The organism is Sphingomonas sp. UYEF23 (assembly GCF_040546165.1).
Taxonomy (GTDB): Bacteria; Pseudomonadota; Alphaproteobacteria; order Sphingomonadales; family Sphingomonadaceae; genus Sphingomonas; species Sphingomonas glacialis.
In genome coordinates, this window is record NZ_JBEPNG010000008.1 from 125783 (window position 1) to 139675 (window position 13893).

Below are 13893 nucleotides of genomic sequence, written 5' to 3' on the forward strand. Positions count from 1 at the left end.
CTGCGTCACATCCCCGACCTTTTGGCCCGCCCCGTGGGCTTCGGCCCGGACCACCGACCCTTGCCGGCACGCCTCTTCGTCACTGTATTATCGAAATATATCACCGACCTCAAGAGGGCCGCTCTGTTCGCATGCGCAATGGCGCGATTCGCCCGGGTTCGCAACCATTTCGCAACAGGATCACCAGTCATCGTGGCAACTTCGTTTCGCAGCGCGGCATTGCCATGATACGAATGTGGGGCGGCGCGATGTGCCGCGTGCCGTTACGGAATGGCGCGCTCCGCAAAAAGGCTTGGGTCGTTCATCGCTCGTTGCCGCAAAAGCTGGCAAGGCTTGGGGAACGGGCCGACCGGCCCCGAACACCGGGAGTATGATATGCGTTCGACCTTCCTTCTTCTTGCGCCTGCCCTGCTCGTCGCCGCCGGGACTGCCGGCACCGCGTCGGCGCAGACCGCGACCGTGCCGACCGTGCTCGCCGACGGCACGCAGCTCGACATTTCGGCCGAGGGTCGCACGACTCGCGTGCCCGATATCGCGACGATCCGCGCGGGCGTGATGACGCAGGGGCAGACCGCCGCCGCAGCGCTCACCGAGAATGCCAGCCGCATGGCACGCGTGCTCGCAGCGCTGAAGCAGGCGGGCGTGGCGCCGCGCGACATCCGCACCGCCAACGTCTCGCTCAGCCCGCAATATCGCTATGCCGACGGCCAGGCGCCCGTCGTGACGGGGTATCAAGCGTCGAACAGCGTCGCGATCCGTTTCCGTGATGTCGCGAAGTCGGGCACGATCCTCGACACGCTGGTCGCCCAGGGCGCGAACCAGATCGACGGCCCGAGCCTGTCGCTCGACCAGCCCGACGCCGCGCTCGACGAAGCGCGCATCTCGGCGGTCAAGATCGCGACGGCGCGCGCGCAGCTCTACGCCAAGGCAGCGGGGATGAGCGTCGTGCGGATCGTGTCGATCACCGAAGGCGGCGCCAACGATGGCGGTTCGCCGCCGCCGATGGTGTTCATGGCGCGCGCCAAGGCGGCGGATTCGACCGCGATCAGCGCCGGCGAGACCGCCGTATCGGTCACGCTCGCGGTGCGCTTCCTGCTGAAATAAACCAAAAGGGCCGCCGGGATTGCTCCCGACGGCCCTTTCTCGCAGTCTGTCGCTAGGTTTAGCGGACAGTACCGCGACGGATCAGATTGACGATCGCGAGCAGGATGATCGCGCCGATCAACGAATACAGGAAGGTCGTGATGGTAACGACCTGGTTGATCCCGGCGCCGAACAGGAACGATGCAATGACCGAACCAATGATGCCGACAACGATATTCAGGATGACGCCCTGCTGACCATCGGTCCGCATCACCATGCTGGCAAGCCAACCACAGACGCCACCGACTACAAGCCAAACAATGAGACCGATCATCTTACCCTCCATTTGCCCGGGTGCATCCGGGATACGGGGGTAAGACTCACGACCCGCGAATTTTGTTCCGGGCCCGGTTCGAGCCGGATGCGATCACCTCAATATTTTTGCTGGCGCTCGTACAGCGACTTGTAATGCTGGATCCGCGTAACGCGCAAACCGGGCATGCCCGAGCGATCGATCGCGCGCTGCCAGCCGGCAAATTCCTCGACCGTCAGGCCATAGCGCTCGCACACTTCGTCGACCGTCAGCAGGCCGCCATTCACGGCTGCGACGACCTCGGCCTTGCGGCGCACGACCCAGCGCGTCGTCTCCGGCGGCGGAAGCGATTCGAGCGTCAGTGGCTCTCCGAGCGGTCCGATCACCTTGGCTGGGCGGATCTTCTGGTTTTCGATCATCGTTGAAACCTCGTGTGGGGCGGGGGACCCCGTCATCTCAGTAACGGCTTGTAGCCGGCGGACTTGAACGCCGGCTAAAGCGGCTCGGTAAACAACATCTTCATTCTCGTGCCCCGCAGAGGGGGGTTGCGATCAGCCGTGCAACGGCCAGGTTGAAGCAGCCGTGCGCGGAGGCAAACCAATCGGGCATGCTGTGCACGGGCGGAAGTTGCGCCTGCATCATCGCCGTCGGGCTTGCCGCCTGGCGCGCCGCGACCCCGACCATCAGCACGGCCAGGTCGGGCGGGAGCGCCACGACGGTGGCGTCGGCTTCAAATCGGGTAAAGTTCAGGTCCACGCGGCACATCCGATTGCGGTTCGAAGGGATGCTGTACGGGCAAGGTCCTAAAGGGCAGGTAAAGCTGCCGAAGATCTTTTCGATACTTTTGCATCGCGGCGGGCGAACGCCTATCTGGCGGGGCATGGATACTGGTGAATTTCAGCTGGGCGCCGATCTGGCGGGCAAGCGTATCGTCGTCGCGATGTCGGGCGGGGTCGATAGTTCGGTCGTGGCAGCGCTCGCGGCGCGGACCGGGGCCGAGACGATCGGCATCACGCTCCAGCTCTACGATCACGGCGAAGCCGTCGGGCGCGCGGGCTCGTGCTGCGCCGGGCGCGACATCCGCGATGCGCGGAGCGTGTGCGACCGACTCGGCATCGCGCATTATGTCTTCGACCACGAATCGCGCTTCCGCGACCGGGTGATCGACCGCTTTGCCGACGATTATCTCGCCGGACGCACGCCGATCCCGTGCATCCAGTGCAATATGGGGCCGAAATTCACCGACCTGCTCGCCGCCGCGCGCGATCTCGGCGCGGATTGCCTCGCGACGGGGCATTATGTTCGCCGAGTCGAAGGGGCGGGGGGTGCCGAGCTCCACCGCGCCGCGGATCCGGCGCGCGACCAGAGCTATTTCCTGTTCGCGACGACGCAGGCGCAGCTCGATTACCTGCGCTTTCCGCTCGGCGCGATGCCCAAGCCGCGCGTGCGCGAACTGGCGGCCGAGCTTGGCCTGGGCGTCGCGGGCAAGCCCGACAGCCAGGACATCTGCTTCGTGCCCGACGGCGACTATGCCTCGCTCGTCAAGAAACTGCGCCCCGATGCCGATACCAGCGGCGAGATCGTCGACGCGACCGGGCGCGTGCTCGGCAAGCATCGCGGGCTGATCCACTTCACCGTCGGGCAGCGCCGCGGGCTCGAGATCGGCGGGACGCCTGAGCCGCTCTACGTCATCCGGCTCGATGCCGCAGCTAAGCGCGTCGTGGTGGGACCGAAGGCGGCGCTCGGGGTGGGCGCGGCGCGGCTGAGCGGGGTCAACTGGCTTGCGGGCGACTATCGCGGGCCGATGACCGCCAAGGTGCGCTCGCTCGCCAAGCCGGTCGCGGCGCATTTCGATGGCGATCGCGTGGCCTTCGACCTGCCCGAATATGGCGTCGCGCCGGGGCAGGCGACGGTGCTCTATGCCGGCGACCGGGTGCTGGGCGGCGGCTGGATCGAGGAAACCGAGAGCGCGCTGGTCGCGGCGTAAGCGCGCCTACGGGTGCGGGAGTAGCAGGGCGGCGGTTCGAGTCGTTGCGCCGCGTCCGGCTCCGGTTCGCTTTCAAGGCTGTAACAGCGTTCCCAAACGCCGCCGCGACGGTCAGATCGGATCGTCCCAAATGTCGGGTGCCAGCCCGAACAGGCGGGTCAACGCATCCCGACCGAGCGGAGTCACGATCACTGCGCGCGATCCGGCGATCGGGCGGAGCCATAGCGTGTCGATCGAATGTGCGAGCAAGGCTTTACCGACCGCCCCGGCAATGTGCGGCCGACGCTCGCTCCAGTCGAGGCACGGCCGGCAAAAGGCTCGACCGCCACGCCGGCCATCGGCCCGGGGGATTTCGATGCCGAGGCTTTGCAACAGCTCCGCGCCGCGCTCGGTGACTTCGCCGCCATCGGCGCCCAGCCTGATCTCGCCGCGCGTGATCATCCGATCGGCGATCCCGACCGCCACCCGCCCGGCCAGATGATCGTAGCAGGTCCTCGCCCGCCGCAGCATCGCATCCCGCGGGCCGGTGCAGAGCGGGCGGCGTCGCGCGATCGTCCCGGTCGCGGCGACGGCCATCATCGATTCGATCATCTCTGCGATCGCAGGCGTCGCAACGCGGTGATACCGGTGGCGGCCCTGGCGCTCGACCGCGAGCAGCTCCCCCGCGACCAGCTTGGCGAGATGACTGCTCGCCGTCTGTGGGGTCACGCCGGCGACAGTGGCGAGCTCGGTCGCGGTGAGCGCCCGCCCATCCATCAGGGCGACCAGCATGCTGGCGCGCGCCGGATCGCCGACGAGCGCGCCGATGCCCGCAAAGGCGTTGGTCGTGAGCATGCGGCACTCCTCTCGAGATAGGCCGGGGTACCATGTTCCCGACAGGAACGCTTCGATCGGGCTCGAAGCGTCGAGGCCGTCCGGGCGGCTAGATCGCGGTGCCCGACAGGAGACACACCGATGCTGACATGCTTCATACGCTATGAAATCGACCCGTACCGCGTCGACGCCTTCGACCATTACGCTCGGACCTGGGGCGAAGCCATCCCCCGCTGCGGTGCCGATCTGATCGGGTATTTCGCGCCGGCGGAAGGATCCGCCACCACCGCTTACGGTGTCTATTCGGTTGCCGATCTGGCGGCGTACGAGGCGTATCGTGCGCGCTTGCGAGACGATCCGCTGGGTCGGGAGAATTACGCGTTCGCCAAGCGCGAGCGGTTCATCACGCGCGAGGACCGCATCTTCTTGCGTCTGGCCTCCACGCCCCATGCCCCTTTGGTGATGGGATGATGGCGGTCATTTTCGAGGTCTTCCCAGCAGAAGGCCGCAAGGCGCACTATCTCGATCTCGCTGCGGCGCTGGCACGGGAGCTCAAGGCGATCGACGGCTTCATCTCGGTCGAGCGGTTCCAGAGTCTGGGCGATCCGGAAAAGATGCTGTCGCTTTCGTTCTTTCGGGACGAGCAGGCCGTCGCGCAATGGCGCAACACCGCGGCGCACCGCGCCACCCAAGCGCGCGGGCGAGCCGAGGTGTTCGCCGACTATCGGCTGCGTGTTGCCGAAGTGGCGCGCGATTACGGCATGTTCGAGCGTGACGAGGCACCATCGGACAGCCGGCGCGTGCATAAGGCGGAACGATAGCGCGGGGAGCTCACGCGCGGTCGGCGTAGCGGTCCGCGAGTTCGGCGTGTGCGACTGGCACCCTTGAAGCCATGGCTTTCGCGCTCGCAGCGCGTTCTCCAAGCTCGCGCTTGAGCGAACAGTCGATGTCGTACAACGGGATCAGGGCAGGCACTCGGCTCGGCAAACGGGGGCATAAGCGGCTCCCTGTCACCATCGCGCTCGCGGCAGGATCGGTGATCATGCCCCGCTAGAGCACGGATCGCCGCGTCAACCGAGGAAGAACGTCCCCTCCATCACGGTCACGCACGATCCCCCGAGCACGACCCGCTCGCCATCGAGCCGACACGTCAGATGCCCACCCCGCGCGCTCGCCTGGTAGGCGGTGAAGCGGTCGCGGCCGAGGCGGGCCGTCCAATAGGGGGTCATCACCGCATGCGCCGAGCCCGTCACCGGATCCTCGTCGATCCCCGCGCCCGGCGCGAAGACGCGGCTGATCACGTCGGTGTCGTCGCCCGGCGCGGTGACGATCGTCAGCACGTCGACCTCGGCATCCGCACCCGCCTGCGGGTCATCGCCCGAAGGACGGCCGAGCCGCCGGAAATCGGGATCGAGCGCGCGGATCTGGTCGGCATGGTCGAGCACGATCAGCGCATAGCGATGCGGATGCCACAGCGTCTCGACCGCCGAGTCGAGCCCGAGCGCTGCAACGATATGCGGCAGCGGCTTGGGGGAAGGCGCCCAGGCGGGCAGCGCCAGCTCATAGCTGTCGCCGGCGCGCGTGACGGTCAGAATGCCGGCCTTGCGCGTGCGGAAGCTGACCGCATCGCGTTCGGGATCGCTCGACAGCACGAAATGGCCGCTCGCCAGCGTGGCGTGGCCGCACAGCACGACCTCGTTGGTCGGCGTGAACCAGCGCAGTTCGAAATCGGCCTCGCCGCTCGCATCGGGCAGGATGAAGGCGGTTTCGCTGAGATTGTTCTCGGCGGCGATCGCCTGCAGCACGCCGTCGTCGAGCCACACGGCGAGCGGCATCACCGCCGCCGGATTGCCCGTGAAGGCTTCGCTTGCAAAGGCGTCGATTTGAACGATCGGCAGTCTCATGCGCGTTTCCCGAACCAGTGAGGGGTGACGTCGGCTTCGACCAAAGGATTGTCGGTGTCGACATGGCCCTCGGGGTCGAGATGGATCAGCAGTTCGACCTTCGGGAACTCCTTGCGCAACGCACGCTCGACGCCTTCGACCACGACATGCGCATCCGCCACGGTGATGTCGCGCGCGACCTCCATGTGGAACTGCGCGAAATCATGCGCACCCGAATGCCGCGTGCGGAAATCGTGGATGCCCTTGATGCCCGGCTGGCGCGCGGCGACCTCGATGAAGTCGCGGCGCATGTCTTCGGGCCATTCCTTGTCCATCAACTGGTCGATCGCGCTCGACGAGGCGCGGAACGCCCCGAACGCAAGCCACAGCGCGATGATGATGCCGAAGATCGGATCGGCCTGATGCCAGCCGAGATATTGGTCGAGCACCAGCGCGACGATCACCGAACCGTTGAGCAGCACGTCGGACTGGTAGTGGACATTGTCGGCGACGATCGCGACCGAGCCGGTGCGGCGGATCACGCTGCGCTGATAGGCGAGCAGCACCATCGTCGCGACGATCGCGATCACCGACACGCCGATGCCGAACTCCGCGCCCTGCGTCGCCTCGTTACTGCCGAGCGCCATCACCGCGCGCCACGCGATGCCCGCGGCCGAAGCGGTTATGAGCATGACCTGGAACAGCGCGGCAAGCGCCTCGGCCTTGCCGTGCCCGAAGCGGTGGTCGTGATCGGCCGGCTGCGCGGCGAGGCGCACGCCGTACAGCGTGACCAGGCTGGCGAGCAGGTCGAGCCCCGAATCGGCGAGGCTGCCGAGCATCGCGACCGAACCCGTCGACCAGGCGGCATAGGTTTTCAGCGCGATCAGCCCGCACGCCATCGCCACGCTCGCGAGCGCGGCACGGACGGTATGCGGGATGGCGCGGCGCTGGTCCTCGGTCACGGGTAGAGCAATCCTTCGGTCCAGCCGTCCGCGGTGCGGGTGAAGACGCGGCGCTCGTGCAGCCGGTGCGCGCGGTCCTGCCAGAATTCGATCACGGCGGGGGTGACGCGATAGCCGCCCCAGAAGGGCGGGCGCGGGACGTCCTGGCCGTCGAACTTCGCCTGCATCTCGGCGAAACGCGCCTCGAAGGTCGCGCGATCGTCGAGCGGGCGCGACTGGTCCGAAGCCCAGGCACCAAGCTGCGAATCGCGACCGCGGCTGGCGAAATAGGCGTCCGATTCGGCATCGGTCGCGCGGGCCACGCTGCCCTCGATGCGGATCTGGCGGCGCTGCGATTTCCAGTGGAACAGCAACGCGACATGGGCATTGGCGTCGAGCTCGCCCGCCTTGCGGCTGCCGCGGTTGGTGTAGAACACGAAGCCGTCGGGGCCGTGGCCCTTGAGCAGCACCATCCGCGACGACGGGCGACCGTCTGCGTCGGCGGTGGCGAGCGCCATCGCGTTGGAATCGTTGATCTCGCTTACGCGCGCCTCGGCGTACCACGTGTCGAACAGCTGGAAGGGGTCATCGGCCATGGCACGCCTTTACGATTCCGCAGGCGTGCTGTCGAGAAACGGAACGACTCCCCCGCTGAAGGATTGTTGCGCTATCGAATCGGCTTCGAAACGAAGGATTTCACCGCATGGCCGCACGCGCATATTGGCAGGGGCAGATCCGGCTCGCCTTGGTCTCGATCCCGGTCGAGATCTATTCGGCGACCAAATCGGGTGCGGCGGTGAGCTTCAAGCAGATCCACGAACCGACCGGCAAGCCGATCCATTACGAAAAGGTCGTCACCGGCGTCGGCCCGGTCGATGTCGACGAGATCATGAAGGGCTTCGAGTTTGAGAAAGGCGAATATGTCCTGCTCGAACAGGACGAGATCGATGCGGTGAAGCTCGAATCGAAGAAGACGCTCGAGCTGACGCAGTTCGTCGATGCGAGCGAGATCGACGTGCTCTATTACGAGAAGCCCTATTTCGTCGTTCCGGCGGATGATCTCGCCGAAGAGGCGTTCATCGTGCTGCGCGAGGCGCTGCGGCGGACCAAGAAGGTCGGGCTCGGGCAGCTCGCGATGCGCGGGCGCGAATATGTCGTGAGCCTCAAGCCGTGCGGGCGCGGGATGGTGCTCGAGACGCTGCGCTACGCCGACGAGGTCAACACGGCACAGGGCTATTTCCGCGACATTGCCGATACGACGCCCGATGCCGACCTGTTGGATCTCGCCGAAGCGTTGATCGAGAAGAAGTCGGGCGCGTTCCACCCGCAGGATTTCCACGATCGCTATGTCGATGCGCTGAAGGATCTGGTCGAGCGCAAGCGCAAGGCCAAGGGCGGCAAGATCATCGAGGAGAAGGACGACGGCAAGCCGGTAAAGGGGTCGAACGTGGTCGATCTGATGGCCGCGCTGCGCAAGTCGATGGGGAGCGCGGCGCCGGCCAAGACGGCGGAAAAGCCCGCGGCGGCGAAGAAGGCGCCGGCCAAGAAGACGCCCGTGAAAAGCGCGCCCGCCAAGAGCGCGGCGGCGAAAAAGCGTGCCTGAGCTTCTCCTTTCCCCCTCCCGCTGGCGGGAGGGGTCGGGGGTGGGCGCGCGCTTTCAGCGTGAGCATCCGTTGATCGCGCGCGCCCACCCCCAGCCCAGTTCGACCTCGAACTCGCAAGCGGGAGGGGAGGGATGAGCACCGACCCGCTCGCCAAATATAACGCCAAGCGCGATTTCGCGAAGACCGCCGAGCCCGCCGGCACGCTCGCGCCCGGCCACGGCAACCGCTTCATCGTCCAGAAGCACGACGCCTCGCGGCTCCATTGGGACTTCCGCCTCGAAGTCGACGGCGTGCTCAAGAGCTGGGCGGTCACGCGCGGGCCGAGCATCGACCCCGACCAGAAACGCCTCGCCGTCCGCACCGAGGACCATCCGCTGTCCTATGCAGATTTCGAGGGCACGATCCCGCAGGGCGAATATGGCGGCGGCACGGTGATGCTGTGGGACAGCGGCACTTGGGCACCGATCGCAGGCAAGAGCGCGAAGGATATCGAGCAGGGCCACCTCCACTTCGTGCTCGAGGGCGAGCGGATGAAGGGCGAGTGGATGCTGATCCGCCTGAAACCGCGCGGCAAGGAGAAGGGCGAGAACTGGCTGCTGCGCAAGGTCGGCGACGCCGAGGCGGGCGGGACCGATACGCTGGTCGAGACCGGGCTGACGAGTGTGACGACCGGCCGCACGATGGCGGAGATCGCCGAGGGCAAGAAACCGTCGAAACAGTCCACCCCGTCGTCCCCGCGAAAGCGGGGATCCCGCTCGTCTTCGACCGCAGGCCAGAAGCGGGATCCCCGCGTTCGCGGGAATGACGGAAAGATGCCGGTGTTTCAGGAGCCGCAACTGTGCACGCTCGTCGACGCGGTGCCGGCGGGGAACCAGTGGCTGCACGAGGTGAAGTATGACGGCTACCGCGCGCTGATCGCGGTCGCCAAGGGCAAGGCCAAGGTCTTCACCCGCTCGGGCCTCGACTGGACCGACAAATTCCAGGCCATCGCCGATGCCGTCGCCAAGCTCCCCGTGGAAACCGCCTTCCTCGACGGCGAAATCGTCGCGTTCAAGGACGGCAAGCCCGATTTCTCGACGCTCAAAAACGCCATTTCGAGCGGCGGCGAAATGACCTTCTTCGCCTTCGACCTGCTCCAGCTCGACGGCGAGGACCTGACCGGCCTCGCCAACACCGCGCGAAAGGAACGGCTCGAGCCGCTGATCGACGGCGAGGACCCGCGCGTCCAATATTCGCAGCATATCATCGGGCAGGGCGAGCAACTGTTCGAGACGATGTGCCGCGAAGGCTATGAGGGCGTCGTGTCGAAGCGCGCCGATGCGCCGTATCGCGGCAAGCGGACGCAGGCGTGGCTCAAGATCAAATGCACGCAGCGCCAGGAATTCGTCATCGTCGGCTGGACGACGAGCGCCAAATCGCGGGGGTTTGCTTCGCTGCTGCTCGGCCTCAACGGGCCCGACGGGCTGGTCTATGCCGGCAAGGTCGGGACCGGGTTCAGCTCCGACCTGATGATGGAATTGCGCGAACGGCTCGAAAAGATCGAGCGCAAGACACCGACGGTGAAGGCTCCCCCAGCGGCGGTTCGCGGGGCGCATTGGGTCAAACCGCAGCTCGTCGCCGAAGTCGCCTATGCCGAGACCACGCCCGACGGCGTGCTGCGCCATTCGAGCTTCCTGGGTTTGCGCGAGGACAAGGCGGCGAGCGAGGTCGTCGCCGAGACGCCGGTGGCGGTCGACGCGCCCGAAAGCCACATCCCCGAAAGCCACATCCCCGAAACCCACATCCCCGAAACCCACATCAAGATCAGCAATCGCGACCGCGTGATCTTTCCCGAATCGAACGTCACCAAGGGCGAGCTCGCCGATTATTACGCACAGGTCTCCAGCATCATGCTGCCCTTCGCCGGCAGCCGCCCGATCAGCCTGGTGCGCTGCCCGCAAGGCCGCGCAAAGGCCTGCTTCTTCCAGAAGCACGACGCGGGCAGTTTTAAAGGCGATCACGTCCACAAGGTCGCGATCCCGGAGAAGGACGGGTCGAGCGAGGACTATCTCTATGTCGACGATGCCGACGGTCTGGTCGCTTGCGTCCAGATGGGGACGATCGAATTTCACGGCTGGGGCTCGTCGGTCGGCAGCCTCGAACAGCCCGATCGGATGGTGTTCGATCTCGACCCCGACGAAGAGCTCGGCTTCGATGTCGTCAAAAAGGCCGCGGCGGACCTCAAGGACCATCTCGCCGAACTCGGCCTCGTCAGCTTCGCGATGCTGTCGGGCGGGAAGGGCGTCCACGTAGTCGTGCCGCTCACGCCGCAAGCCGAATGGCCCGCGGTCAAGGATTTCGCCGAACGCTTCGCCCGCGCGCTCGGCGCGGCCGAGCCCGATCGCTTCCTCGCGACGATGTCGAAGGCCAAGCGCAAGGGGCGGATTTTCATCGACTGGCTGCGCAACCAGCGCGGCGCGACCGCCGTGCTGCCCTATGTCGCGCGCGCCCGCGCCGGCGCGCCCGTCGCGGCACCCGTGTCGTGGACCGAGCTGCGCGATATCGACGCCGCGAGCCGCTGGGGCGTGCGCGATGCCGCCGCATTGATCGCACGTGCCCAATCGCGCGATCTCGCGGGATGGGGCGTTGCGGACCAAGTTCTGCCCGATCTGTAATCGTAATCGATCTTAGCCTGTTGCACCTGCGAAGCGATTGTGGCCTTGTCGGCCGCGTTCTTTGGGGGATTTGAGAAATTTCGATGGCCACGGCCTCCGCGCCTTCGTTGCTCGACCCCGCCACGCATGCCGCGCGCTGGATCGCCGACTATCGCGCCCGCGCGATCCAGGGCGACGTGCTCGGCACCGCGCCCGATCCGGCGTGGAGCGCGATGTTCGAGGAACTCGCCGCGGTGGCGGGCGACGATCTCGGCCAGGCGCGCGAGCGCGTCCAGCGCCATGCCGAGGATATCGGCACGGGCTTTCGCATCATCGGCGAAAGCGAGGAGCGTCCATGGCCGCTCTCGCCGGTCCCGCTGCTGATCGACGCCGAGGAATGGCGCACGATCGAGCGCGGCATCGTTCAGCGCGCCGACCTGCTCGAGAGCGTGATCGAGGATCTCTACGGCGATGCAAGCCTCGTCACGCGCGGGCTGATCCCGGCGGCGTTGGTCGGCGGATCGCCGTTCTTCCTGCGCCCGATGGCGGGGCTCGTGCCGCCGGGCGGGCATCACCTCCATTTCATCGCGGTCGATCTCGGGCGCGGGCCGACCGGCGAATGGCGCGTGCTCGCCGATCACCTGCGTGCGCCGGCCGGCGCTGGCTACGCGTTGGAAAATCGTCTGGCGATCGCGCGCACCCTGGGCGGGCTGCAATCGCGGCTCAACGTCCAGCGCCACGCGCCGTTCTTCGCGGCGTTCCGCGATGGCCTTGCCGCCGCCTGCCGCCGTGTCGAGCCGCGGATCGGGCTGCTCACCCCCGGCCGCTATAGCGCAAGCTATGCCGAGCAAGCGCATCTCGCGCGCTATCTCGGCTTTCTGCTGGTCGAAGGCGCCGATCTCGCCGCGCTCGAGGACAAGCTCTACATCCGCACGATCGACGGGATGAAGCGCGTCGATGCGCTGTGGCACCGCATCGATCCGCGGCTGCTCGATCCGTTGGCGTTCGATTCGCACTCGCATATCGGTGTCGCCGGGCTGATCGACGCGGCGGCGGCGGGCAATGTCGTGATCGCCAATGCGCCGGGCGCGGGCGTGCTCGAATCGGCGGCGTTCGGGGCGTTCCTGCCCGCGCTCGCGACGCGGCTGCTCGGCGCCGATCTGATCCTGCCCAATATCGCGACCTGGTGGTGCGGGCAGGACCGTGCGCGCAACGAGGTGATGGACGATTTCGACCGGATGCTGATCGGCCCCGCCTTCGGGGTCGCGCCGCTCGGGCTGCCCGGTGGCATCGCGCTGCACGGCGCCGATATCACCGGCGCCGCGCGCGACGCCTTGCTCGACGATATGGCGCGCCGCCCGCAGGATTATGTCGGGCAGGAAATCGTCCGGCTCTCGACGATGCCAGTGGTGACAGACGCCGGGCTCGCGGCGCGCCCCTTCACGTTACGTGTCTTCGCGGCGCGCGGGGCCGACGGCGGCTGGGTCGTGCTGCCGGGCGGGTTCGCGCGGATCGCCGAACATCCCGATCCGCGCGCCGCGGTGATGGGCGAGGGGTGCTGGTCGGCCGATGTCGCGATCCACGGCGCCGAGACGGTCGCGCCCGTCTCGCTGCTGCCGCCCGCCGACACGATCCATGTCCGTCGCAATCCCGGTACCTTGCCGAGCCGCGTCGCCGACAATTTCTTCTGGCTCGGCCGCTATCTCGAGCGTGGCGAGGCCCTGCTCGGTATCGTCCGCGTGATGCTCGGCAATTCGATCGATGCCGATGCCGGTGCCGCGCTGTCGGCGGAGACGGTCGGGCGGCTCGTCGGGCTGGTGGTGAGTGGCGGTGGTGCGCCGCACCCCGCGACGCTGCGCCGGAGCGATCTCGCGGCGTTTGCGCGCACCGCGATGGAGGATGCCGGCTGGCATAGCGTGCGGACGATCAACCGGCTCGCGCGCGGGATCGGGCAGGGCTCGCGCGATCGGCTTGCGGCCGACGTCGTGCGGCTGCTCGACGCGCCCTATCCAAACAAGGGCGGGATGCTCGATCGCGCGGGTTCGCTCCAGCGGCGCTATGCCGCGCTGTCGGGGCTTTCGGCCGAGCATATGGGGCGGACCGCGGCGTGGCGTTTCCACGATCTCGGCCGCCGGCTCGAACGCGCGCTGAGCGTCACGCGTGCGGTGCGCGCGTTCGGCATGGCGCAGGCGAGCCTCGACGATCTCTCGACGCTGCTCGACCTCGCCGATAGCCAGATCAGCTATCGCCAGCGCTATCTGACGGGGATCGCGCGCGTGCCGGTGGTCGATCTCGTGGCGCTCGATCCGGGCAATCCACGCTCGCTCGCCTTCCAGATCTGCCGGATCTGCGAGCATCTCGCCGCCTTGCCCGTGCTCGAGGATGACGGGATGGAGGAGCCGCAGCAAGTCCAGGGCAGCGTGCTCACCGCGATCGTCTCGACCGCGACCGCGGCGGCGCTCGACGCCGACATTCTCGGCGATTTCGAGCGGCGGCTGTTCCAATTGTCCGAGGCGATCGCACGGCGCTATTTCCTGCAGGGCGCCGAGCCATTGCGCGCGGCCGGGATGACACTGGCGTGAGGGGGCTGCGCGCGATCCCATTTCCTCCCCTCCCTGGAAGGGAGGGGCTGGGGG

General features: G+C 67.2%; 14 protein-coding genes. 7 read left to right on the forward strand and 7 right to left on the reverse strand.

What is annotated here, in order from left to right:
* Positions 1–375 precede the first annotated feature (375 nt).
* On the forward strand, positions 376–1104 hold the full coding sequence (locus ABIB28_RS14885; RefSeq protein ID WP_354288879.1) for an SIMPL domain-containing protein: 729 nt from the start codon (positions 376–378) through the stop codon (positions 1102–1104).
* Between the two features lie 58 nt (positions 1105–1162).
* Here the strand turns inward: ABIB28_RS14885 and ABIB28_RS14890 are convergent, their stop codons facing one another.
* The 3 genes from ABIB28_RS14890 to ABIB28_RS14900 form a co-directional block, all read right to left on the reverse strand.
* Positions 1163–1414 carry a GlsB/YeaQ/YmgE family stress response membrane protein gene (locus ABIB28_RS14890; protein WP_133191909.1) on the reverse strand — a complete coding sequence of 84 codons (252 nt, stop codon included), beginning with the start codon at positions 1412–1414 and terminating at the stop codon, positions 1163–1165.
* 101 nt (positions 1415–1515) lie between these two features.
* Positions 1516–1815, reverse strand: coding sequence for a CtrA inhibitor SciP (gene sciP / locus ABIB28_RS14895; protein ID WP_010185929.1), 300 nt, complete (start codon positions 1813–1815; stop codon positions 1516–1518).
* 100 nt (positions 1816–1915) lie between these two features.
* Positions 1916–2152, reverse strand: a complete 237-nt coding sequence (locus ABIB28_RS14900; RefSeq protein WP_354288881.1) for a hypothetical protein — start codon at positions 2150–2152, stop codon at positions 1916–1918.
* 124 nt (positions 2153–2276) lie between these two features.
* Between ABIB28_RS14900 and mnmA the strand changes: the two genes are divergently transcribed.
* Entirely contained in the window at positions 2277–3383 is a 1107-nt protein-coding gene (mnmA, locus tag ABIB28_RS14905; RefSeq protein WP_354288883.1) for a tRNA 2-thiouridine(34) synthase MnmA, read from the forward strand.
* A 111-nt stretch (positions 3384–3494) separates the two neighbouring features.
* On the opposite strand, the gene ABIB28_RS14910 is transcribed toward mnmA, so the two are convergent.
* Entirely contained in the window at positions 3495–4217 is a 723-nt protein-coding gene (locus ABIB28_RS14910) for an ArsR/SmtB family transcription factor (RefSeq protein ID WP_189676841.1), read from the reverse strand.
* Between the two features lie 120 nt (positions 4218–4337).
* Here ABIB28_RS14910 and ABIB28_RS14915 point away from each other — a divergent pair, with 120 nt between their 5' ends.
* Both ABIB28_RS14915 and ABIB28_RS14920 read left to right on the forward strand, forming a co-directional pair.
* Positions 4338–4667, forward strand: coding sequence for an NIPSNAP family protein (locus ABIB28_RS14915; RefSeq protein ID WP_189676842.1), 330 nt, complete (start codon positions 4338–4340; stop codon positions 4665–4667).
* Complete coding sequence (locus ABIB28_RS14920) at positions 4667–5017, forward strand: antibiotic biosynthesis monooxygenase family protein (protein WP_229839425.1); 351 nt, start codon at positions 4667–4669, stop codon at positions 5015–5017. Before ABIB28_RS14915 ends, ABIB28_RS14920 begins: the two co-directional genes overlap by 1 nt.
* Positions 5018–5266: 249 nt before the next feature.
* Here the strand turns inward: ABIB28_RS14920 and ABIB28_RS14925 are convergent, their stop codons facing one another.
* The 3 genes from ABIB28_RS14925 to pdxH are packed head-to-tail and all read right to left on the reverse strand — an operon-like array spanning position 5267 to position 7616.
* On the reverse strand, positions 5267–6100 hold the full coding sequence (locus tag ABIB28_RS14925; protein ID WP_354288884.1) for a PhzF family phenazine biosynthesis protein: 834 nt from the start codon (positions 6098–6100) through the stop codon (positions 5267–5269).
* Positions 6097–7041: a cation diffusion facilitator family transporter gene (locus ABIB28_RS14930; RefSeq protein ID WP_354288885.1), complete on the reverse strand. Its 945-nt coding sequence runs from the start codon at positions 7039–7041 to the stop codon at positions 6097–6099. Before ABIB28_RS14930 ends, ABIB28_RS14925 begins: the two co-directional genes overlap by 4 nt.
* Positions 7038–7616 (reverse strand): pyridoxamine 5'-phosphate oxidase, encoded by a 579-nt coding sequence (gene pdxH / locus ABIB28_RS14935; RefSeq protein ID WP_189676846.1) that lies wholly within the window; start codon positions 7614–7616, stop codon positions 7038–7040. The genes ABIB28_RS14930 and pdxH overlap by 4 nt, the downstream gene beginning before the upstream one ends.
* 107 nt (positions 7617–7723) lie before the next feature.
* Between pdxH and ku the strand changes: the two genes are divergently transcribed.
* From ku to ABIB28_RS14950, 3 genes are all read left to right on the forward strand, one after another.
* Positions 7724–8623: a non-homologous end joining protein Ku gene (gene ku, locus ABIB28_RS14940; protein ID WP_354288886.1), complete on the forward strand. Its 900-nt coding sequence runs from the start codon at positions 7724–7726 to the stop codon at positions 8621–8623.
* A 132-nt stretch (positions 8624–8755) separates the two neighbouring features.
* Positions 8756–11278, forward strand: a complete 2523-nt coding sequence (gene ligD, locus ABIB28_RS14945; RefSeq protein WP_354288887.1) for a DNA ligase D — start codon at positions 8756–8758, stop codon at positions 11276–11278.
* Positions 11279–11361: 83 nt separating this feature from the next.
* Complete coding sequence (locus ABIB28_RS14950; protein ID WP_354288888.1) at positions 11362–13839, forward strand: circularly permuted type 2 ATP-grasp protein; 2478 nt, start codon at positions 11362–11364, stop codon at positions 13837–13839.
* Positions 13840–13893 lie beyond the last annotated feature (54 nt).

Excerpts from the sequence above, each read along its gene's own strand:
- ku (WP_354288886.1), top strand. The coding sequence starts at position 7,724 with ATGGCCGCACGCGCATATTGGCAGGGGCAGATCCGGCTCGCCTTGGTC.
- ABIB28_RS14925 (WP_354288884.1), bottom strand. The coding sequence starts at position 6,100 with ATGAGACTGCCGATCGTTCAAATCGACGCCTTTGCAAGCGAAGCCTTC.
- ABIB28_RS14915 (WP_189676842.1), top strand. The coding sequence starts at position 4,338 with ATGCTGACATGCTTCATACGCTATGAAATCGACCCGTACCGCGTCGAC.
- pdxH (WP_189676846.1), bottom strand. The coding sequence starts at position 7,616 with ATGGCCGATGACCCCTTCCAGCTGTTCGACACGTGGTACGCCGAGGCG.
- sciP (WP_010185929.1), bottom strand. The coding sequence starts at position 1,815 with ATGATCGAAAACCAGAAGATCCGCCCAGCCAAGGTGATCGGACCGCTC.
- ABIB28_RS14910 (WP_189676841.1), bottom strand. The coding sequence starts at position 4,217 with ATGCTCACGACCAACGCCTTTGCGGGCATCGGCGCGCTCGTCGGCGAT.
- ABIB28_RS14950 (WP_354288888.1), top strand. The coding sequence starts at position 11,362 with ATGGCCACGGCCTCCGCGCCTTCGTTGCTCGACCCCGCCACGCATGCC.
- ABIB28_RS14920 (WP_229839425.1), top strand. The coding sequence starts at position 4,667 with ATGGCGGTCATTTTCGAGGTCTTCCCAGCAGAAGGCCGCAAGGCGCAC.
- ligD (WP_354288887.1), top strand. The coding sequence starts at position 8,756 with ATGAGCACCGACCCGCTCGCCAAATATAACGCCAAGCGCGATTTCGCG.
- ABIB28_RS14885 (WP_354288879.1), top strand. The coding sequence starts at position 376 with ATGCGTTCGACCTTCCTTCTTCTTGCGCCTGCCCTGCTCGTCGCCGCC.
- mnmA (WP_354288883.1), top strand. The coding sequence starts at position 2,277 with ATGGATACTGGTGAATTTCAGCTGGGCGCCGATCTGGCGGGCAAGCGT.